Raw genomic sequence first — 20,875 nt, 5'->3', positions numbered from 1 at the left:
CTGTCAAAGCGGATTGTCTCCCCGATTTTGAGCGTCGATACGGAGACATCCGCACCGGACTTTAATACCAATCATGTTTTTCATTGCGGTCAAGTGCATTGATCTGTTCCATCTCTTCGGCTGTCAGTTCAAAACTGAAAAGTTCAAGATTCTCCCGAATATGCTCCGGATTGCTGGAGCCGGGAATCACAATCACACCTTTCTGCAAATTCCAGCGGAGAATCACCTGTGCGGATGTGACACCGTGGGCCTGTGCGATGGCAGATATGGTTTCATTCCCCAGCAATTCCGCTGTGTGGCCACGTCCTCCAAATGGATACCAACCCTGCACAACGATTCCTTTCTCCTGAATGTAGGGAATCACTTCATTTTCCTGATAATAGGGGTGAATCTCATTCTGTACTACGGCAGGCATGATAGTAATCTGGGGAAGAAAATCTTCCAGCTCCTCCACATACCAGTTGGAAAGTCCAATGGAGCGGAGCTTCCCGTCAGCCACAGCCTGCTCCATCGCTTTATAAGCCTCTACATCTCCGTCACCGGGATGATGCAGGAGCATAAGGTCGATATATTCCATATCCATTTTCTCCAATGCCTCGTCTATGGCGCCGGCAGCATTCTCAAACTGGCTCGGATAGATTTTAGTCGTAACAAAGATTTCTTCTCTTGGAATGCCGGATTCCCGGACAGCCTTTCCGACCGCCCCTTCATTGTGGTACATATAGGCGGTGTCTATCAGTCTGCCGCCTGCCTCCAGCAATGCCTTAACAGAGTTCTCACATTCCTCATCTGACAGGCTGTAAGTGCCAAGACCCATGATTGGCATTTCATAACCGCTGTTTAATAAAACCTTTTTCGTCTCGAAATGAAATACGCCTGTATTCGCGCTTGTTTCCATCGTTATATTCAATCCACCGACCCAGTCATTTACCTCATCGCTTGTGGTATCTGCCGAAAATCTCTCTCCGGGCTTCCACGTTACAGAATCGGGACAGAGACTATGCATCTGTGTGTCACTGGAGCCAATTCCACTGCTGTGGGACGTGCAGAACGGGATGATGGTCTTATCTGAGAAATCATAGCTTTCTAAAAAGGTACTGATAATACGCGGGGCCTGCCCATTCCAGATGGGGTAGCCAAGAAAAATAACGTCATATTTATCCATATCTTCTACCCGGCCGGATATCTCGGGTCTTGCAGATGCATCATTCTGCTCTGTCGTCGTTCTGGAAGATGAATCACCATAATTCATGTCGTCTTTGGTATATGGGGATTGGGGCGTAATCTGATAGATATCCGAGTCTGTCTTATCCGCAATCCAGCCGGCAATCTGTTCTGTCGTTCCCGTGCAGGAAAAATATGCGGTCAATATATGCTTTGCACTATCTGTTTCAGTCTGTTGATTTGTTTTTGCACCTTTCGCTTTCTCCTGTGAAGAGCATGATGCCAGTGTGAGCATCATACAGATGATTAATGCGGCGGCCATGATTCGTTTCATATTCACTCTCCTATCTTATCTGAGTACGATTCTGTATGGTAGCTGTTCTTCCTTCATATTTTTCGAAATCATTTTTATACTAGATATTTCTTGAAAAATTCTGCCATCCTATCAAATGGAATCACATCTGTCCGGTCATATAAATCCGTATGGACTGCCCCCGGAATGAGCATAAGTTCTTTGTTCTCCCCTTCGAGTTTTTCAAAGGCATCTCTGCTGAAATAGCAGGAATGTGCTTTATCACCGTGAATCAACAGCACTGCATTCCTGATTTCCTGACTGTACTGTAAAATCGGCATGTTAAGGAATGACAGGGAGGAGGTGATATTCCAGCCGCCATTTGAATTCAGTGACCTTGCATGGTATCCTCTGTCTGTCTTGTAATAATCATAATAGTCTTTTACAAAGAACGGCGCATCTTCAGGCAGCGGATCCACCACGCCTCCTGCAAGGGCATATTCCCCGTTTTTATAATCCTCAATTCTCTGGGCGTTCAAAGCCTTGCGCTTTTCATATCTGGCTTCTTCACTGTCCTCAGAATCAAAATACCCTTTCGCGTTGACCCTGCCCATATCGTACATCGTAGAAGCTACCGCTGCCTTGATTCTGGTGTCAATGGCCGCTGCGTTCAGCGCCATCCCGCCCCATCCGCAGATACCAATGATACCGATTTTTTCAGGGTCGGCATTTTCCTGAACGGACAGGAAGTCCACTGCCGCCTGAAAATCCTCTGTATTGATATCCGGTGAAGCCACATATCTGGGAATCCCGCCGCTTTCCCCAGTGAAGGAGGGGTCAAAGGCGACGGTCAAAAAGCCTCTCTCCGCCATGGTCTGCGCGTACAGTCCGGAAGCCTGCTCCTTTACCGCGCCAAACGGCCCGCATACCGCGATTGCCGCCAGTTTTCCCTCTGCGTTCTTCGGCACATACATGTCCGCCGCCAGCGTGATTCCATAACGGTTGTGGAAAGTCACCTTGCTGTGGTCTACTTTTTCACTCTGTAGGAACGTTTTATCCCATTCTTTTGTTAAATTCAACTGCTCTTTCATCATTATAAATCCCTTCTTTCTCAATTTTCATGTATCACCTTCATCACTTTGGACGATGCCACGACTAATACCCTTTTTACAGAAACGCTCCATTGCAGACTTGAAGCACCTGCCCCTTCACCGCTTTTCCCATCTTGCTGGCAAGATACAGGCAGGCATAGGCCTGATCCATGGCATCGCATTCCGGACCCGGGAAATACACGTAATGGCCGCTGTATTTGAGCATCTCGTTGCCTCCGGGCTGTTCTCCCGCCTTGTTGGCAAGATGGGCCGGTGTGATGGTCGCTCCGGGCGCAACGGCATTGCACCGGATGTTCGTATCCACAAGCCGCATGGCTACATTTTTCGTCAGCGTATTCAGCGCGCCTTTTGTGGAAGTATAGGTTGCCCCGCAGAAAGGTCTGTCTCCGTTTACGGAGGAGATATTGATAATGATTCCTTCGTTTTTGGGCATAAATATTTTCAGTGCCTCCCGGATATACCGCATAGGCCCGCCCAGATTCGTATTCATCACCTGCATCATCCATTCGTCGTCCGTCTCATCGATCATTTTCTGCTCCCCGATTCCCGCATTGTTGATCAGGATATCCAAATCGCCGAAAGCCGCCAGTGTTTCCTGCATCACTCTCTTTGTATCTTCCGTGGAACAGGTATCCGCCACAACGCCAATGGCTTTCCCGCCATTTTCACGGATTCCCTCCACCACCTTATCCAGTTTTTCTTTTCCTCTGGCGGTGAGTACAACACTGGCTCCTTCTTCCGCAAACAGCTCTGCCATTGTCTGACCCATTCCATAACTTGCCCCTGTAATAATTGCAACTTTTCCTTCTAACATCTTTGCATCCATAGTCTATGTTCTCCTTATATTTCCTTTCCCAGCCGATACGCTCTTTCAAGTACCGGATGGTTCTCAATCTCTCCCGCCTGATCGACTCCGCCCGCAAAAACGCTCCCTGCAAGCTGTGCTTTTTCAAAACAGGAAATCCATCCCTGAATGCCGTTGAGTACGCCGTCCATGGCCTGTTCCTCTTCATCAGCCGCCGTCGCCAGCAGATAGACGTCCCGGAACCGGTAATCCAGAAAATACAGCGGATTTGCCCGGTCGAGCATCGTCTTCATCTGTCCGCTCATCCCGTAATAATAAATCGGTGTGGCAAAGACAAGAACGTCGGCCGCCAGCATTTTACGGGCGATTTCATCCCCGCCGTCCTGAATCACACATCTGCCTGTTTTTTGGCAGGCAAGGCAGCCTCTGCAGAAAGCAATCTCCTTATCCCGGATACATACTTTTTCCACACGATGTCCTGCCTCTTTGGCCCCACGTATCAATGCGTCAGCCAGAATTTCCGAGTTGCTTCCTTTCCGCAGGCTGGTCGAAATGACTAAAATATTTTTTCCCATCTATATCCCTCTTTCTTTTTCATTTTTTATCTGGTATATCAGATAATCAAGACAGTAAATCTTCTTTTCCGCCTTGTGCACAACGTTCAGTAGTTCTCTTCTATGTTTTTCCAGCAGTGTAATCTGCTCTTCCTTCTGCTCCCTGTCAAAGTATAAAAGAAAATCTTCAATGATATCTGGACCGCATCCCGCGTCCTTCAGATTTTGAACAACTTTTTCTCTGGATTCTAAATTCATCATTTTCTTCACTTCAGACTCTCTTTGAATATTTCTAAAATTTCTTCCTGCGTCAGCACTTTATATCCGCCTTCCATGACAAGAGTGCTTTTCACAAGATTCTCCAGCATATCCTCCGTCACGCCGAGCTCCCTGATGTTCATGGCCACCCCGATTTCGTTCATCCATGCCTCCATGGCACGCAGTCCTTCTTCTGCAATCTCCTTATCCGATTTTCCTTCCGGTTCTATATTCCATACATACTCTGCAAAACGTTTGAATTTGGCAAGTCCATAGGGCATAATGTGGCGGTAATAGGGCAGGGAGACTGCGGAAAGCGTCATTCCGTGGGTCGCATCTGTGTGCGCGCCCACCGCCTGCCCTAGCATGTGCACCATCCAGTCTGTGGATTTGCCCATGGCCACCAGCGTATTGAGCGCCCATGTGGCAGTCCACATAATATTGCTTCTTGCCTCATAGTTCTCCGGGTCTTTGACTGCGATTCTGGAGCTGTGAATGAGAGACCTCATCAACCCTTCCATCAGATAATCGGATGTATTGTCATCCCCACCGGAAAAATACTGCTCACAAATGTGATTCATGATATCATAGAACCCTGCTGTCATCTGATACTTTGGCAGGGAATATGTGAAAGCCGGATTCAACACTGCAAATTTGGGGAATACACGCTCTCCGAAGACATGCCCGATTTTCAGCTTGCTCTCGTGGTTCGTAATCACCGCGCCCCCATTCATCTCAGAACCGGTTCCCACCATAGTGAGCACACACCCTACCGGGATGATTTTTGTATCCATATCCACGTCTTCAAAATTCAAGTAATACTTCTCCCAAGGATCTTCCTCACAGTTCACCGAAATAGACACTGCCTTGGCATAGTCACAGCAGGAGCCCCCGCCAACAGCGAGAATAAAATCCACCTGATTCTCCCTTGCGATTCGAACCCCTTCGTAAAGCTTCTCTACCGTTGGGTTCGGCATGACACCACCATCCTCAAATATTGCCTTTCCGTTTGCCTTTAAAATATCAATTACCTTGTCATAGATTCCATTTTTCTTGATAGAACCGCCGCCATACACCAGCTGCACATTCTTTCCGTATTTTAGCAGCTCTTCATGCAGATAGTTCAAAGAATCCTCTCCAAAATATAGCTTCGTGGGATTTGAAAACACAAAATTTCCTAACATCATTTATTCCTCCTTGTTATGAGCGGGCCTATACCCGCGGTGAATTCCTATACCTTATTACAACTCTACTATAAATCTGCAATATTCAAATATCAAATACTTATATTAAATAGATTTGTATAGTTGAAACCTATTCATTTTTTTGATAAACTAGTGACTAATAAATCTATTGCAAAAAGTTATTTTGAAAGGAGAGTCTTCGATGGAATTAAGAGTATTACAGTATTTCCTTGCTGTGGCGAGGGAGCAGAGTATCGTGCGGGCGGCTGAATCGCTGCACCTCTCCCAGCCCACACTGTCTACACAGATTCGGAATATGGAAGAAGAGCTTGGAAAGCAGCTTCTCATCCGGGGCACAAAGGGTTCACGGAAGGTAACTTTAACGGAAGAAGGAATGATACTTCGGAAACGTGCGGAAGAAATTCTTGATTTGGTGAAAAAGACAGAAAAAGAAATTACCTGCTCCGACGAAATTATCATCGGAGACATTTATATCGGCGCCGGCGAGACCGATGCCATGCGTATTATCGCCAAAGCGGCAAAGAAACTGCAGAAGGATTATCCTGGAATCCACTACCACCTTTCCAGCGGCAATGCGACATTTGTGAAAGAGCGTCTGGATAAAGGTCTGCTCGACTTTGGAATCGTATTCGGAGAAGTGGATCTAATCAAATACAACGCCATAAGGATACCGGCCAAAGATGTGTGGGGCGTGCTGATGCGGAAAGATTCTCCGCTGGCGTCCAAAGAAGTGATTTCCCCCGAAGATTTGTGGGATAAGCCACTGATCCTGTCCCAGCAGGAAAACCGGGGCGGGGACATAACGCAGTGGCTCAAGAAGCAGGCAGGGGAATTAAATATTACGGCCACATTTAATCTTATTTTTAATGCCTCCATATTGGTGGATGAAGGACTGGGATATGCCATAAGCTTCGACAGAATCATCAATACGACAGGGAACAGTAACCTCTGTTTCCGTCCCCTGACACCAAAAGTGGAGGCCGAGATGAATCTCATATGGAAGAAATACCAGATCTTATCCAAACCGGCTGAAAAGTTCATCACAATCTTGAAAGAACAATTAAACGACGGCCCCCCCTGAAACTTTTCCTATCTCCTTACCAGCTCTATCGGACGGTAAAGATGCCTCGGAATTCCATCTACCATGACCGGTGACACGTCACCCTGGATCAATGGCCTGACATATGAGATAAATTCATTTGTGACATATGTGCCTTCCTTGTTCACCCATTCTCTCGGAACAAGCTTCTCATCGTTCGCTATCTTGTGCACATCCTTTACTTCTGTTCCGCACTGGTACGGGTCGTCGGACAATCTCTGAAGTACGACCATTTTCCCTGAGTCTCCTTCATCAGCTGCTTTTACAGCCGCGCCTCCCACCTGATAGGCCTCCAGTATATCCACGCGGGACGCCGCATGTGACGCAGAACGCTGCAGTGTACTGAGCTCGATGGCACGCGTCTTGCAGCCGAGCTCGCCGGCAATGTAATTGGCAAGAAACGCCGCTGTCCCGGACAGCTGCTTGTGGCCGAACGCGTCTACAAAGTCTACACTGTTGCCAAGTTCGCATACATACTTGCCCTCTCCGGTCCTGATTCCTTCTGACAATGCCACAACAACAGACGGCTTTTTCGCCAGCAGCTTTTTCACTCTCTCACCGAACTTGCGGATGTCAAACGGCAGCTCCGGCAGATAAATAAGATCCGGCCCTTCGCAGTCTTCTCCTTCGGATAGTGCTGCCGCGCCGGTCAGCCACCCTGCATTGCGGCCCATGATCTCTACGATCGTGACCAGCCCTTTATTATACTCAAGACAGAAGCTGTCTCTTATGATCTCTTTCATGGAGGTACCGATATACTTTGCAGCACTTCCGTATCCCGGCGTGTGGTCTGTCAGTGCCAGGTCATTGTCTATCGTCTTCGGGCAGCCGACGAATCTGGTCGGATGTCCGGTAATGATGGCGTAGTCAGACAGCTTCTTGATCGTGTCCATGGAGTCATTACCGCCGATATAGATAAACGCTTCTATCTCCAGCTTGTCAAGAATGGAAAATATCTTTTCGTACACTTCCCTGTCCTCGTGTATCTCCGGCAGTTTGAATCTGCAGGAACCTAAAAACGCGGCCGGCGTTCTCTTTAACAGTTCTGCGTCCAGCTCTGTCTTAATGTGGTCCGCCAGATCAATGTAACGCTCTTCCAACAGTCCTTGTATTCCGTGAAGCATCCCGTATACTTTCTTTGCTCCCCGGTCCTTTGCCGTGCGGTACACACCGGCAAGGCTTGAATTAATGGCCGCCGTGGGCCCTCCTGATTGTCCTACAATAACATTTTTCTCCATAACTGGCTCCCTTCCTTTACTCTGTTCTGAGGTCGATAAGACTATTTTAGTATATTTCCACAGAATTGTCTATAAAAATGAAGTTTTCTTAGGCACATTAACAGTCGCCACTATGTCAATTCCCGTATCTGCTATATTCTCCGCCACGATATCCCCTATATACACCGGAGCAGCGACCGTGATTCCTTTCAGCTGTCTTGCGCATTCCATCAGCTTTTCTTTCGGTATTTCCTTCTCCGTCTTCACGGACACGCGCGGGAGCTCCCCTCCGGTCACATCCACCGTAGAGGTAAGCATCCGTGTCGGATTCTGTACTTCTGTCTGCGCGTACGCATAACCGCGCATGCACATATTACCGGTGACATCCACCACCTCTTTATCCTCTGTCTGCACCTTCAGGGCGCAGCCATTTGGACAGATGATGCAGGTCATCTCTATTGTCTCCATGCTCTTACGTCTCCTTCTATATATTCCGCCGCATATCTGCCGGCTTCTGCCGCCTCCCGTGACACGTTATCCACAAGGTCATGGACATGCAGCACATTGCCGCACGCAAACACACCGGGAACCGTCGTCTCCAGCCGGCCGTCTACTTCCGGTCCTTTTGTACGTTCATTCATGGCGGCTCCCATTCCCCTTGTCAGTTCGTTCTCCGGAATGAGCCCGACCGACAGAAGCAGTGCGTCGCATCTGTATTCTTCCTCTGTCCCCGGTATGGGCTTTTTATGCGCGTCCACCCTGGCAAGCGTCACGCCTTCTATATGTTCTTTACCTTTGATGTCTACCACCGTATGGCTTAACTTTAACGGTATATTGTAATCCTCCAGGCACTGTACAATGTTCCGCTTCAGTCCGCCTGATTCGGGCATGATCTCGGCTACCGCCTTCACCACGGCTCCCTCCAGTGTCATTCTCCTTGCCATGATCAGGCCGATGTCCCCCGAACCGAGGATGACGATCTCCTTGCCCGGCATATATCCTTCCATATTCACAAGCCGCTGTGCCGTGCCGGCCGTATAGATACCTGCCGGCCGGTACCCCGGTACATTCAGGGCGCCGCGGGGACGTTCCCTGCAGCCCATGGCGAGGATGACCGCCCTGGCCCGGATATGAATCATGCCATCCCGGCTGTTCATCGCTGTGACTATCTTCATTCCGTCTTCCAGCACCTCTATATTCATCACCATCGTTTGAAGCTGGTATTCCATTTTCTGTTCGATGATTTTTTCAATATACCGGTATGCGTATTCAGGACCAGTCAATTCTTCTTTAAATGTGTGTAGTCCGAACCCGTTGTGGATACACTGGTTTAAAATCCCGCCCAATTCCCTGTCTCTCTCCAGTATAAGTATACTTCCGACCCCATGCTCCTTTGCAGACAGAGCTGCCGCAAGCCCTGCCGGGCCGCCGCCGATTATCACGATGTCATACTCCTGCATTCATGCTCCTCCTACAATTCTTCTTTGTCTCTGCCCGCAAGCATCCTGGAAGCCCCACCTGACTTTGTTATGTCCAGCAGACTCACTCCCAGTTCACGCGCCAGTATCTCCATCACTTTAGGGGCGCAGAAGCCGCTCTGGCAGCGCCCCATTCCGGCCCGCGTACGGCGTTTGACCCCGTCCATCGTCCTGGCGCCGACCGGCCGTCTGACCGCATCCAGAATCTCTCCCTCTGTGATCATCTCACAGCGGCAGATGATATTGCCGTACGCCGGCTCTTTGCGCATGAGCTCGTTTCTTTCTTCCTCCGGCAGTGCGCCGGGCCGCACAATTCCCTGCCGCCTCGAGATAAAACGGTCTTTTTTGTGCAGCGCAAGACGTTTGGCGGTCATCCCGGCCAGCATCTCACCGATGGCGGGACAACTTGTAAGCCCGGGCGACGCGATTCCCGCACAGTCAAAAAAGTATGGTCCTGATTCCTGTATGATAAAATCACGCCCGCTCTCATGGGCCCTAAGTCCCGCAAATGATGTGATCACCTGGTCGAGCGGAACACCTGTCACGGCCTGGGCGCACTTTCTGCGTACTTCTTCCAGCCCTGCCGCAGTTGTATTCGTGCCCTCTTTATCCTCAATATCCAGCGCTGTCGGACCCGCCATAAGATTTCCATGTACCGTGGGAGTGACCAGCACTCCTTTTCCGTATTTTCCCGGCACGGTAAATATCGTCCGGCCCACATGGGCGCCTGCCGGCTTATCCATCAGCATGTATTCCCCTTTTCTCGGCGTAATGTGGATCTGATCCTCACAGACCATGTTGTGGAATACATCCGCATAGACCCCCGCCGCGTTTATGACTGCCCTCGTCTCATACATTCTGCCGCCTGCGGTTATCTCATACCCGCCTTCCGTTCTTTTTATATCGCTCACCTCAGCGCCAAACTTAAATTCGACCCCATTTACGCACGCATTCTCTGCCAGCGCTATATTGAGTTCAAAGGGACAGACGATTCCGCCGGTGGGAGCATACAGCGCTGCTGCCGCATCCTTGGTTATATTAGGTTCTAATCGGCGCGCTTCCTCTCCGGTAAGAAGTCTAAGGCCCGGCACTTTGTTCTGCCGCCCGTTCTCGTACAGCCGCTTCAGTTTTTCTCTGTCCTGATCCTCTGTACACACAACGACAGAGCCGTTGCGCACGAACGGTATATCCAGCTCGCCGGCCAGCGTTTCCATCAATTCATTGCCGCGCACATTAAGCTTTGCCTTTAATGTGCCGGGAACCGCGTCATACCCGGCATGTACGATACCGCTGTTGGCCTTTGATGTCCCGCAGCAGACATCTTCCTCCCGCTCAAATACGCAGAACTTTCCTTCATATGCGGACAATTCTCTCGCTGTCGCGCAGCCGGACACTCCGGCTCCTATGATCACTGCATCATACATCAGTCCACGCCTTCCTCTCCCTCATCTTTTGCCCAGTCATATGCGTAAGTAACCGCTTTATTCCATCCTTTGATCCTCTTGTTCCTCTCCGCCTCGGTTATGTGAGGTTCAAACGTTTTGTCTATCGCCCAGTTTTTGATCACGTCTTCTTTATTTTCCCAATATCCGACCGCAAGTCCCGCAAGATATGCGGCTCCCATGGCCGTCGTCTCCACACACTGGGGCCGGCTTACAGGCGCGGCGCTTAAGTCTGCCTGCGTCTGCATGAGAAAATCATTGGCGCTCGCGCCGCCGTCGGCCTTCAGTGTACTTAAGTGGATCCCGGAATCGGCCTCCATTGCCTTCAGCACGTCGTTTACCTGATATGCCAGAGACTCAAGCGTAGCCCGGATTATATGGTACTTGTTCACTCCTCTTGTAAGCCCGGCTATCATACCTCTTGCATACTGGTCCCAATGGGGCGCCCCAAGACCTGTAAAAGCAGGTACAACGTAGCATCCGTTTGTATCCGGCACTTTTTTGGCCATGTATTCAGAGTCCGCCGCAGAATCGATCAGGCGGAGTTCATCGCGCAGCCACTGAATGGCGGCCCCGGCCACAAATATGGAACCTTCCAGCGCGTAACAGACCTTGCCGTCCAATCCCCATGCAATCGTTGTCACCAGCCCGTTCTCTGAGAACACCGGTTTCTCCCCCGTGTTCATAAGCAGAAAACAGCCGGTCCCATATGTATTCTTCGCCTCTCCCGGCAGAAAGCATGTCTGCCCGAACAGTGCGGACTGCTGGTCTCCGGCCGCGCCTCCTATCGGCACTGCCCCTCCGAAAAATGAGGCGTCCGCCTCCCCGTATACGCAGCTAGACGGTTTTACTTCCGGCAGCATACACTCCGGAATTCCGATCAATTCCAGGATCTCCCTGTCCCATTCAAGCGTATTGATGTTGAACAGCATCGTTCTGGATGCATTGGAATAATCTGTCACATGCACCCTTCCCTTTGTGAGCTTCCATATAAGCCACGTCTCCACAGTGCCGAACAGCAGCTCGCCGCGCCCGGCCCGCTCTCTGGCCCCTTCTACATGGTCCAGGATCCATTTGATCTTTGTGGCAGAAAAGTAAGCATCTATTTTCAGCCCCGTCTTCTTCCGGAAGAATTCCTCCAGTCCCTGTTTTTTCAGGCTGTCACAGTATTCCGCCGTCCGCCGGCACTGCCAGACGACCGCATGGTACACCGGCTCTCCGGTAACCTTATCCCACACGATTACAGTCTCCCTCTGGTTTGTAATTCCGATCGCCGCAATATCTCCTGCTTCAGCCCCGATCTTACTCATGGCTTCCACCGCCACCCCAAGCTGTGTGGACCATATCTCATCTGCATCGTGCTCTACCCAGCCCGGCTTCGGGAAATACTGGGTGAATTCCTTCTGGGCTACACTGCATATCCGGCCCTTTTCGTCAAACAGAATGCAGCGGTTGCTCGTTGTCCCTGCATCCAGTGCCATTACGTACTTTGCCATATAATCACCTCTCATAAGTCTTACTGCCTGTATCCATATGCAGATTATACCACAACCGGACTGCTTACTCATTATAATTTTACCGTCTGCCCCTTAAGAGTTGTCCCCATTGGTCCGCTTCTTCCTGTTTTTCCAGACGGCTGCCAGTATATCTTTGAGTACGAGAAAAGCGTTCAAATCATCATATCCATATTTCTTTTCCAGGTCACAGATCAATCTGCACAGCTCTGAGGCATAATAGGATACCTCCACTTCGTTCTGATACCGGCCGAGGATCGGATATTTTTTACTCCACGCCTTTGTCCAGTCGATCTTATCCGTTGCTTCGTCACTCGTCCTCTCGATCACTTCCTGGATCTCCTTTACGTCAATGTCAAATTCGATCAGTTCATCTAATGTTAAACAAGTTATTTCCTAAGCTCATGGTGGATCCTCCTTTATGTTTTATCTGTTTTTATTATAATGCGTCTGCTCGAGGCGTTCTACCAATACCATTATGCAGTTCTGCACGTTTTATTAACCACTTTGCTCCTCCGGCAGCGAAGGGCGCCGGCGCGCCGGTAACATCCTCCCTGCACGCCTGTCATTAAGTCAGCAGTAAGCCCGCACTTCTGATTTAGAAAATGCGGGCTTACATTTAGTTATTCTGCCGGCGTGAGTGAGCCACCGCCGTTTAGTTCGATCGTCTCTGCGTTCAGCCATTCATTCTTACTGTCTGAGGCATCATAGTATATCGTATGGCCGTTGGAAACGATATTTTTCAAATCTTTATCCTTGTCCGTGAGCAAGGTCACGTAAGAGTCTCCGGTAACTTCCCACTTAGAATCCTGACTCAGTGTAATGCGCACTTCTTTCCCCGTATTCTTCCCGTTTACCGTTCCCCTTAAGATACTCGACTCTGTGAGGCTTATATCCACCGTACTGATCTCATCACATGTCACATCGCCGTCCAACTCCTGGTCTATGCCTTTCAGCTTAATATTTCCGCCGTTTTCACCTTCTTTTCCCCAGTTATTCGTATTATTTCCTGAAGCTTTTATAAGAACTCCGCTGTTGTACGTCAGCTTTGTATTTTCCAGTGTCGCCTCGGCGTCTGTATTTGTTATATAGAACATTGGCCCTGTAGACGCATAAGTAAGGACTGAATCTGTCGCTGTGAACCGGGCCGTTCCCTCTTCGGCATCGCCTGATGTGCTCTGATAGAGCATCACTCCGTTTTCTCCGGCGCCTGTAAGTTCACTTTCCTCCAGCGTAATGGAGTTCTTGCCTTCCACGACGGCCGCCTGGCTCCCGGCCGCTGTCCCGGTCACACCTTTTACCGTAATGTTGCCGGTGGAATAAACACACGGGCTTCCTTCCCCCGCTGCGGATAATTTGCCGCTGTCAACCGTGATCGTCCCTTCCCCGCGGTCTGTGGCGACCGGCGCGCAGTGATCTCCTTCTGTAGTGATGTCAACATTGGTCGCTATCACACTGCCGCCATATGTGGCGTCCAGCCCTCTGGATGAATTTCCTTTTGTATGGATCTTTATATTATTTGCTGTGATCTTTGAATCTTCTCCTGTGGCAAAGATGGCATTGGAACCTTCGGAATCAGAGGTCAGTGTGATATCGCTGACGGTTGCAGTGCTTCCTCCGGCCGCAGCCAAAACTGCATTTACCGCATAAAAATTACTCTCGTCCGCGCTGCTGCTGCCGCCGGACTTATTGAGCACAGCATTCGTGAGTTCAAGAAATCCTCCGTTTTTTACGAGGACCGCATTTTCGTCCGCGGCCTCAGAGTTGTATGTCTCGCCGTCTGACATCTCTTCTTTTCCGTCTACCGTATACACTCCGGAAAGCTCCACGGTACCTTCCGCTGAACCTGACAAAGCACCGCCGTCCATACTTCTGAGCGTAATACTTATTACGTTTTCTCCCTGCATCTCAACGGTTACGATATCTCCTTCTGTCAGGTCATCCAGCGATGCCTCCGTCGTTTCCGGCTGCCCGGCGCCTTCTTTTTTGGAGCCCTCATCACTATCTGCGTCCGATTCCTTTTTGCCCTCACTGTTTTCTCCGCCCTGCGGCGCAGCAGGCATTCCGCTTATCTTTTCTACCTTTGTCTCATCATCTGCCGTTATCGTCTTCTCTTCTCCCGTCAAAGTGATGCCGCCGGGACCGCCCTTGGGCATGTCACTTCCGCCGGGAGCTTCGCCGTCCGGGACCTCACCTTTTGCCGCACCGCCGCCATCATCCGCCTCTTCGTCGGAAGCGGTCTCCCCCTCCGGTTTTTCAGGCGGCGTTTCTTCCTTTCCCGATGCCGCGCCTTCTGCCGGCGCTTTTCCACCGTCAGGTGCCTCCCCGTCCGGTTTACCTTCTTCCGGAGCCTCACCCGCCTCAGGCGCCTCCCCAAGTGCCAGCGTGATGTTGCTTCCGTCTATCTCCGTAATTTCCCCATACAATGTCTCTGTCTTTTCTTCTGCGCTTCCCTTCTGGCATCCAGACACGGCCATAGCCGTCAGGAGTGTCCCTGCCAGAACACAGACAACGCCTCTCTTCATATCGTTCACCCTTTCTGCCGCAGCTGTCATCGTGTATCGGCACGGTATTGCCGTCCGTCATGTCACGGGCAGCACCGCACTGCGTAAATTCAACATTTACTATATACGGATAATTTGGTAAAAATATGATGATACTGTGTTTTTTCTGTGTTCGGATGCGCAATAAAGTTCTGTATTATCCCCGCAGTGTTGCGATGAGCCGCTTGTGGTTCAGCATCAGTTCAAGTCCTTCTTCAATGGAGCGGACACATACATCCACCTCTCTGATCAGCTTGCCGCACATTCCTTCCGAATCCATCACTGCGATGGACAAAGCAGCCATCCTGCACATGAGCTGGTCATTTCTTCCGTTTCCCATGCAGGCACAGTTCTCTCTTCCCAGAGATTCCACGATGGCGTCCTTTGCTGCCATCGCGTTGCCGGATGGAAAGGTCTCTATCTTTACGGGCAGGCCTTCGCACTCTTCCATGGCGCTTCCATAAGTATCGGCCGTCAGTACATAGACCTCCAGCTCTTTTGATAAAGCTTTCAGCTGTTCCCGCACCCCCTGGGGAATCTTTCCGTCCACCGCGATCGTTCCATTGTAATCAAGCACCAGATATTTCAGATCCAATATTTTGTAATCGGGAATATCTATCTTCATTGTTTTACCTCCTTATGTTATGTCATAATCAACCGTTTTCCTAACATTTTACAGTATTTCCTGTTTAAATCCAATACATTTTCATTATCTGGACAACTTTATTTTGCGGCACGTATGTGCTTTGACACTTTCAATGAAATCCGCTATATTATACTATGGCAAATGTAAGAAAAACCAGCATAAAGCTGGTATGAACCGGAGGTATCAATTATGAATTTAAATTCACTCGCTCTGCTTCAGCAGATGAAAAATCAAATAGGAAAATTTAAAACGAGACATCCGAAATTCCCATTGTTTTTGAATGCAGTTTCTGAGAATGCACTTCTGGAGGGAACTGTCATAGAGATCACCGTGGCCGCACCCGGCGGGCAGAATTATACTTCAAATATAAAACTGATGCCGGAGGATATTGAATTGATCCAGACTCTGAAAAAAATGGATCAAATTAACTGACTTTTTCCGAAATTTCCATAGGGGTCAGACCCCTTTCAACGCAGGGGTCTGACCCCTATGGAAATTTCCTCCTCATGGCCCGAATTTTTTCTTTTGTTTCTCTTGACACCTGTCTTGATTCGCATATCTTCTGAAGTGCCTTATTATATGTAAAATCATCCAAAACCGTATCGCTCAGAAATGCCTCTGTGCGGGAAGAATCATATACATAGTACATGGACACGGCCCAGGCTGCGGCCATCTTTACATAATATGATCCGTTCTGTATCTTTTCTATGGACCGGAGCGCCTGTTCGATATGTGTATCGTCAATATAATAATTTATGAGCATCACTACAGCAAAGCGGATATCGTACGTCCGCTCTGACGTAAGGTATCCCTGAATGTAGTCCCACATTTCCTCCGGGTATTCTTTTGTTACCTTAAGGCCGGCGCAGAAGCTGTCACATACAGACCAGTTATCTATCTTTGGCAGAAAATGGTCTGTCCACGCTTTGATTTCCTGGATATCGGCTTTGGCATAACCGATGACCATTCCCTGAAGCATGATCTCTTCAAAGCTTTCATCTAAAGCCGTCCGAAGATAGCCGCGCCAGTCTTCTTTTGCCAGCTGTTTTGCCAGTCTGCGAAGCTTAGGCAGGCGGACGCCGATGAGATGCTCCGCGGGCATCTCTGGTATGAGAGAACTTGCAAATTTTTGAAATTCTGGTTCTGCCATCTTCTCCAGAATTTTTCTGATTTCTTTGTTATCCATCGTTCTATCCTGCTTTCTCTGTCTCAATCCGTTTGGCCCTGAGCTTTCCATACCATGATAAACTCTTTTTCCTTCGTATTTTCATCGACAGTTTCTGACTTTATTCGGAACCTCTCGTGCTCGTAAAAGCGGACCGCCCTCTTATTCTTCTCATAGACAGTCAGCGTCAGCGACTGCCTTATCTTCTTGACATGCGCCATGAGCGCACTGCCGATCCCTGCGGACTGCGCGGTGCTGCTCACAAAGATACCTCCCACATCATTTCCGCAAAGCCCTATAAAGCCCCTGATCGCTCCGCCGATGTCTTCTTCCCATACGTATACTTCTGCCTTTGATATCATATCCCTCACAGACTGGACATTATCCTCCCAGTAACTTTGTGAAATAAAATTGTGAGCCCTCATATTGGTATCCAGCCAGATTTCCATTACCACATCTAAATCTTCTGCCTTCATTTTCCGTATTGTATGCTCTGCTGTCATTTTCTTTTCCTGAATAATGCGATAATAAGCTGTATGACCAACAGTGGCGTTACGATAAAGCAAAACCCGCACAGCACCCGAAGTGTAAAACTAAGTCCGGAGTCTCCCAGCAGTCCAAAGCCTATACTTGCCGCCAGAGCGCTGAATATAAATGTCACAATGCTCAGAATAATGATACCGCTTTTTTCTTTCATTCCCTATTCCCTTCCTTCTCTCTTTATTGCTGCAGTTGTGTCTTAATTCCTATTATAGCAAAATGACGTACAAATGTATAATCAAACAAAGAGTCTGGTTAAAACCAGACTCCTGCACATGACGGCCTTTACGTATACGCGAACTTTGGATTCTTTCTCATCTCCCGCTATTTAATAAAAAATCCCGCTGTTTTCATATTTTTATCAAATGAAATCGTAAACTGGACTTTTCGTTCCTCATACTTCGCCTTCACTACGACCACTGCAAACTCCTGCTCCGTATCCTTATCCTCTCCCCCGGCCACCGCCTCATTTTCAAAGCTCTGAAACGCACCTAGTTCTTCTATGACAGGCTGGATCTCTTCTGACATTTTCTCTGCCGGAAGTGCTGTTTTGAGCTGGGCATTCCATTTTTCTTCCGTCAGTTTCTCATACTCTCCTGCATTTACCAGATCGATGACCTCTTCCGCAGCCTTTTTCACTTCATTTTCATCGAAATCATCCGGCAGCTCCTGACTCCTGGAGCAGCCTGTAATACCGCCCACCAGCAGCAACACACCTAATGCCGCAAAAAATTTCTTCATCTCATTTCCTCCTCTGTCTTTTTACTATCTGTTCTCAATGCTGCTTTCATTCCTTCCCCGCCGCAGCTTCCGGACGTGGAATCGTGATACTTACCGTAAACACACTGTCTCCTTCCTCAATGTCCATCCCCCCTCCGTAACGCTTAAGCGTCTGTTTTACATTGCCAAGTCCGAGCCCCCTATGTCCCGAATCGCCCCTGTTCCTTTTGCCGTTCTGTTCTGGATCGTATGAATTACATATTTTCACAACATTAAAGTCACGAAAGGCATCCGCCTTCACGGATATGTATTTCCTCCCCCCGAACTGCTCCGCCGCTTCCAGCGCATTGTCCAGAAGATTGGCAAACACCGTCGTTACATCCATATCCTTCATATGATGAAGCTCCACTGCACCTATCCTGACCTCCATGTCAATGTTCCTCTGCCGTGCGGTCTCTGCTTTGTCATTTAGAATAATGTTCAGCATATGGCAGTCTGTATACAGCCGCTGTCCGAAACGGTCCAGCATTTTGTGCATATCCTTTGCGTATGCATTGCCCGCTTCACTTTCATTCATATGGTAGAGTGCCTCTATTGACTGGAGATGATTGCGCATATCATGGATAAGCTTCCTCGACGACTCGTACTTCTGCTCGATCCTTTCATAATAGCGGTACTGCATCTCACTCTGCCTCTGGAACAGCCTCAGTTCTTCCCTGAGCTTCCGGTTCCTGGACTGGTAAGAAAATAAATACAGTATATAGAGATTCATGAACACAAGGCAGCAGATATCCACAATGATTAAGAATACGCCGTACAATTGTATATACACGTTACCGAGGACAAAGAAGGAGGCGATAATGAACGCACTGATAAGCGGAGGGAGAAAAAGCCCCGCAAACTGAAAACCAGTCACATCTTCAAATTGTCTGCGGTTCAGCAGCGCCGTCCAGACTCCTGTCAAAAGCAGGGCGGCCGGCTGCTTGATGATAAGCGCTATGTTGGCCGAATAGAGATCAAAACCCGGCAGTCCCCACTGTGACACAATGAATCCGAGTACGAGGTAAATGATAAACAACTGCATGAGGACAAACGTGACCGGGTAGAGAAAATAATAAAACAAATACATGCGCCGGTCATTATACATATTATGTCCGATGAGCATAGTCGCGGCGATCATGAATACAATCGCAGGAACATTCGCATATGCTGTAGATCGAAAGCCGTAAGCCAGCCCGGTATATCCCGCCCAGAACCCGAGAAACGCCAGCGCTCTGCTTCTTGCCGGCTTATTGATATTCCCCTTTGTATGACTTGTAAAATACCACGTACAGACTGTGACGGACACGGTTTCTGACACAGCCAGAATGATATTGCATGCAGCCGACTCCATAAAGCCCACCTGCGCCACCTCCTGTCATAATATTTTGCTGTTTATATCAGAGTATGTGTCATATATATTCCGCCTGCAGTCTGCCAAGTTTTCCCCGGAACTGCGTGGAGCGCTTTTGTGACAGCGGTATGATATCACCGTTGACCATATAAATATCATACCCTTTGATAGATTTTACGTGATAAAGGTTCACGGTAAAGCTTTTATGCGGCGCCGCAAATCCATACCCTTCCATCCGCCTGGCCAGTTCGCTTATCTTCCCCTTCAGGATATACTCTCCGCTTTGTGTCACCATGCGTATCTTCCGGCTTACATATTCCATATAATATATATCATATACGTCCGTCTCAATGGTACCGCCAAAGGCCGCAAAGTGAAGAGTCCGCTTCTGTTCTCTCTCCCGCCCGTAGGCACACGCCTCGGAAAACTGTCTTCTGATGTCCTCTTCGCTGACAGGCTTCAGAAGAAAGGAAAACGGATGGACATTAAAAGACTGCCTCATATAATCTTCATACCCCGTGACATATATGATCCTGACACTCCGATCCGACTTTCTGATTCTGGATGCTGTCTCCAGTCCGTCCATTCCGGGCATGTCAATATCCAGAAACAGCACATCATAGCCCGTATACCCGTCAAGCAGTTCCATACCGCCGGCGAACTCACTTATTCCGCACTCTGTTCCGGAATTTTCTACTGCTCTTTGGATAAGCCTGCGTATATTGAAATCATCGTCACATATCGCAACACGGTACATTTGTTCAGCCCTCTCTTTTCTTCCTGTCTAAATTATATAGAAAAATAGTTACACCGACAATATGAATGTCTTCAAATACAGAATTGCGTGCTTAAGTTACAGCTCCTTGTTGTTTTGTTGCGTCTCGAAACCTGACATACTGTTGTCAGATTACATATGATAAAATGGGATAAAAAAGGAGATCATAAAATGGATTTTATAAAAGTAGATGACACTAATATTGAGAAAGAACATATCTGCTGCTGTATCACAAACAAAAAAGGAGAAAACTGCGTTTCCTCAAAAAAAGAATGGATGCAGGGCTGTCTGAAGGACGGGCTTGTGTTTTTGAAAGCAGATGTGAGGGGAAAAGTGTTCATCGAATACATGCCTGCCGAAAATGCCTGGTATCCGATCGACGCGCCCGGTTATATGCACATCAACTGTTTCTGGATATCCGGACAGTATAAGGGCAAAGGATATGCCAACCAGCTTCTGGAGCAGTGCATTGAGGATGCAAAGAAAAAAGGAAAATGCGGTATCACGATAATCTCTTCCGAAAAAAAGAGAAGCTTTCTGCCAGACCCGGACTATATGAAATATAAGGGATTTACTGCCGCAGACACCGCCAGCCCTTTTTTCGTCCTCTATTATCTTCCATTTACCGACAGCGCGCCTCTGCCCCGGTTTAAAGAATGCGCCAGGTCAGGGAAGATAGACGAGCAGGGAATGGTACTGTACTACACGAACCAATGTCCCCATACGGCCAAATACGCTCCGCTTCTCAGCTCCATTGCCGAACAGCACGGAACCTCTGTATCGGTCCGCAAATTAGAGACAGCCGCCCAGGCGCAGAACGCACCGTCTCCTTTTACAACATATAGTTTCTATTACAACGGTCAGTTTGTAACAAATGAAATATTCAGTGAAAAGAAATTTGAAAAATTTCTGCAGGCACACGGATTATAACGTTCAGATAACAGACAGTACGC

At 48.7% G+C, this 20,875-nt stretch carries 22 protein-coding genes and 1 pseudogene; 3 read left to right on the top strand and 20 right to left on the bottom strand.

All coding sequences use genetic code 11. From position 1 onward, the window contains the following. Positions 1-61: 61 nt before the first annotated feature. The 6 genes from LAJLEIBI_RS00800 to LAJLEIBI_RS00775 all read right to left on the bottom strand — a co-directional run bounded on the left by LAJLEIBI_RS00800 (position 62) and on the right by LAJLEIBI_RS00775 (position 5,369). A complete protein-coding gene (locus tag LAJLEIBI_RS00800; RefSeq protein WP_006444465.1) occupies positions 62-1,498 on the bottom strand; it encodes an aldo/keto reductase in 1,437 nt (478 codons plus the stop codon). Positions 1,499-1,572: 74 nt separating this feature from the next. Then, positions 1,573-2,547 (bottom strand): alpha/beta hydrolase, encoded by a 975-nt coding sequence (locus LAJLEIBI_RS00795; protein WP_334291270.1) that lies wholly within the window; start codon positions 2,545-2,547, stop codon positions 1,573-1,575. A gap of 76 nt (positions 2,548-2,623) precedes the next feature. Then, the gene (locus tag LAJLEIBI_RS00790) at positions 2,624-3,394 is read right to left on the bottom strand and encodes an SDR family NAD(P)-dependent oxidoreductase (protein ID WP_006444467.1); all 771 of its coding nucleotides are present in this window, start codon (positions 3,392-3,394) and stop codon (positions 2,624-2,626) included. 14 nt (positions 3,395-3,408) lie between these two features. Continuing rightward, positions 3,409-3,948: a flavodoxin family protein gene (locus LAJLEIBI_RS00785; protein WP_006444468.1), complete on the bottom strand. Its 540-nt coding sequence runs from the start codon at positions 3,946-3,948 to the stop codon at positions 3,409-3,411. Then, complete coding sequence (locus LAJLEIBI_RS00780) at positions 3,949-4,188, bottom strand: hypothetical protein (RefSeq protein WP_066735215.1); 240 nt, start codon at positions 4,186-4,188, stop codon at positions 3,949-3,951. Between the two features lie 5 nt (positions 4,189-4,193). Further along, positions 4,194-5,369, bottom strand: a complete 1,176-nt coding sequence (locus tag LAJLEIBI_RS00775) for an iron-containing alcohol dehydrogenase (RefSeq protein WP_040435811.1) — start codon at positions 5,367-5,369, stop codon at positions 4,194-4,196. A gap of 202 nt (positions 5,370-5,571) precedes the next feature. On the opposite strand from LAJLEIBI_RS00775, the gene LAJLEIBI_RS00770 reads away from it, so the two are divergent. Beyond that, complete coding sequence (locus tag LAJLEIBI_RS00770; RefSeq protein WP_006444471.1) at positions 5,572-6,471, top strand: LysR family transcriptional regulator; 900 nt, start codon at positions 5,572-5,574, stop codon at positions 6,469-6,471. Between the two features lie 8 nt (positions 6,472-6,479). Here LAJLEIBI_RS00770 and LAJLEIBI_RS00765 read toward each other — a convergent pair whose 3' ends face one another. The 8 genes and pseudogenes from LAJLEIBI_RS00765 to LAJLEIBI_RS00730 all read right to left on the bottom strand — a co-directional run bounded on the left by LAJLEIBI_RS00765 (position 6,480) and on the right by LAJLEIBI_RS00730 (position 15,308). Beyond that, a complete protein-coding gene (locus LAJLEIBI_RS00765) occupies positions 6,480-7,727 on the bottom strand; it encodes a 6-phosphofructokinase (protein WP_006444472.1) in 1,248 nt (415 codons plus the stop codon). 69 nt (positions 7,728-7,796) lie between these two features. Next, a complete protein-coding gene (locus LAJLEIBI_RS00760; RefSeq protein ID WP_006444473.1) occupies positions 7,797-8,174 on the bottom strand; it encodes a DUF1667 domain-containing protein in 378 nt (125 codons plus the stop codon). Next, positions 8,174-9,166: pseudogene (locus LAJLEIBI_RS00755) on the bottom strand (NAD(P)/FAD-dependent oxidoreductase); the annotation flags it as partial. The gene LAJLEIBI_RS00760 and the pseudogene LAJLEIBI_RS00755, both read right to left, overlap by 1 nt. Positions 9,167-9,177: 11 nt before the next feature. After that, entirely contained in the window at positions 9,178-10,608 is a 1,431-nt protein-coding gene (locus LAJLEIBI_RS00750; protein WP_006444475.1) for an NAD(P)/FAD-dependent oxidoreductase, read from the bottom strand. After that, on the bottom strand, positions 10,608-12,122 hold the full coding sequence (gene glpK, locus LAJLEIBI_RS00745) for a glycerol kinase GlpK (protein WP_040435813.1): 1,515 nt from the start codon (positions 12,120-12,122) through the stop codon (positions 10,608-10,610). The genes LAJLEIBI_RS00750 and glpK overlap by 1 nt, the downstream gene beginning before the upstream one ends. A gap of 93 nt (positions 12,123-12,215) precedes the next feature. Beyond that, complete coding sequence (locus LAJLEIBI_RS00740; protein ID WP_006444477.1) at positions 12,216-12,470, bottom strand: hypothetical protein; 255 nt, start codon at positions 12,468-12,470, stop codon at positions 12,216-12,218. Positions 12,471-12,763: 293 nt separating this feature from the next. Then, positions 12,764-14,695: a putative sodium/potassium/calcium exchanger gene (locus LAJLEIBI_RS00735; protein ID WP_006444479.1), complete on the bottom strand. Its 1,932-nt coding sequence runs from the start codon at positions 14,693-14,695 to the stop codon at positions 12,764-12,766. Positions 14,696-14,840: 145 nt separating this feature from the next. Beyond that, entirely contained in the window at positions 14,841-15,308 is a 468-nt protein-coding gene (locus LAJLEIBI_RS00730) for an HAD family hydrolase (RefSeq protein ID WP_006444480.1), read from the bottom strand. A gap of 210 nt (positions 15,309-15,518) precedes the next feature. Here LAJLEIBI_RS00730 and LAJLEIBI_RS00725 point away from each other — a divergent pair, with 210 nt between their 5' ends. Beyond that, positions 15,519-15,761: a hypothetical protein gene (locus tag LAJLEIBI_RS00725; protein WP_006444481.1), complete on the top strand. Its 243-nt coding sequence runs from the start codon at positions 15,519-15,521 to the stop codon at positions 15,759-15,761. 55 nt (positions 15,762-15,816) lie between these two features. On the opposite strand, the gene LAJLEIBI_RS00720 is transcribed toward LAJLEIBI_RS00725, so the two are convergent. The 6 genes from LAJLEIBI_RS00720 to LAJLEIBI_RS00695 all read right to left on the bottom strand — a co-directional run bounded on the left by LAJLEIBI_RS00720 (position 15,817) and on the right by LAJLEIBI_RS00695 (position 19,904). Further along, on the bottom strand, positions 15,817-16,515 hold the full coding sequence (locus tag LAJLEIBI_RS00720; protein ID WP_006444482.1) for a DNA alkylation repair protein: 699 nt from the start codon (positions 16,513-16,515) through the stop codon (positions 15,817-15,819). 23 nt (positions 16,516-16,538) lie between these two features. Continuing rightward, positions 16,539-16,970: a GNAT family N-acetyltransferase gene (locus tag LAJLEIBI_RS00715; protein ID WP_147570542.1), complete on the bottom strand. Its 432-nt coding sequence runs from the start codon at positions 16,968-16,970 to the stop codon at positions 16,539-16,541. A 23-nt stretch (positions 16,971-16,993) separates the two neighbouring features. Next, complete coding sequence (locus LAJLEIBI_RS00710) at positions 16,994-17,191, bottom strand: hypothetical protein (protein ID WP_006444484.1); 198 nt, start codon at positions 17,189-17,191, stop codon at positions 16,994-16,996. 167 nt (positions 17,192-17,358) lie between these two features. Further along, the gene (locus LAJLEIBI_RS00705; protein WP_006444485.1) at positions 17,359-17,775 is read right to left on the bottom strand and encodes a DUF3887 domain-containing protein; all 417 of its coding nucleotides are present in this window, start codon (positions 17,773-17,775) and stop codon (positions 17,359-17,361) included. A gap of 46 nt (positions 17,776-17,821) precedes the next feature. Next, positions 17,822-19,147 carry a sensor histidine kinase gene (locus tag LAJLEIBI_RS00700; RefSeq protein WP_242654928.1) on the bottom strand — a complete coding sequence of 442 codons (1,326 nt, stop codon included), beginning with the start codon at positions 19,145-19,147 and terminating at the stop codon, positions 17,822-17,824. 58 nt (positions 19,148-19,205) lie between these two features. Next, a complete protein-coding gene (locus LAJLEIBI_RS00695; RefSeq protein ID WP_006444487.1) occupies positions 19,206-19,904 on the bottom strand; it encodes a LytR/AlgR family response regulator transcription factor in 699 nt (232 codons plus the stop codon). Between the two features lie 189 nt (positions 19,905-20,093). Here LAJLEIBI_RS00695 and LAJLEIBI_RS00690 point away from each other — a divergent pair, with 189 nt between their 5' ends. Beyond that, positions 20,094-20,852, top strand: coding sequence for a GNAT family N-acetyltransferase (locus LAJLEIBI_RS00690; RefSeq protein WP_040435816.1), 759 nt, complete (start codon positions 20,094-20,096; stop codon positions 20,850-20,852). Positions 20,853-20,875: the final 23 nt, after the last annotated feature.

The sequence above is a fragment of the [Clostridium] hylemonae DSM 15053 genome (genome assembly GCF_008281175.1).
Classification (GTDB): Bacteria; Bacillota; Clostridia; order Lachnospirales; family Lachnospiraceae; genus Extibacter; species Extibacter hylemonae.
This window is presented reverse-complemented; position numbering and strand designations above follow the sequence as displayed.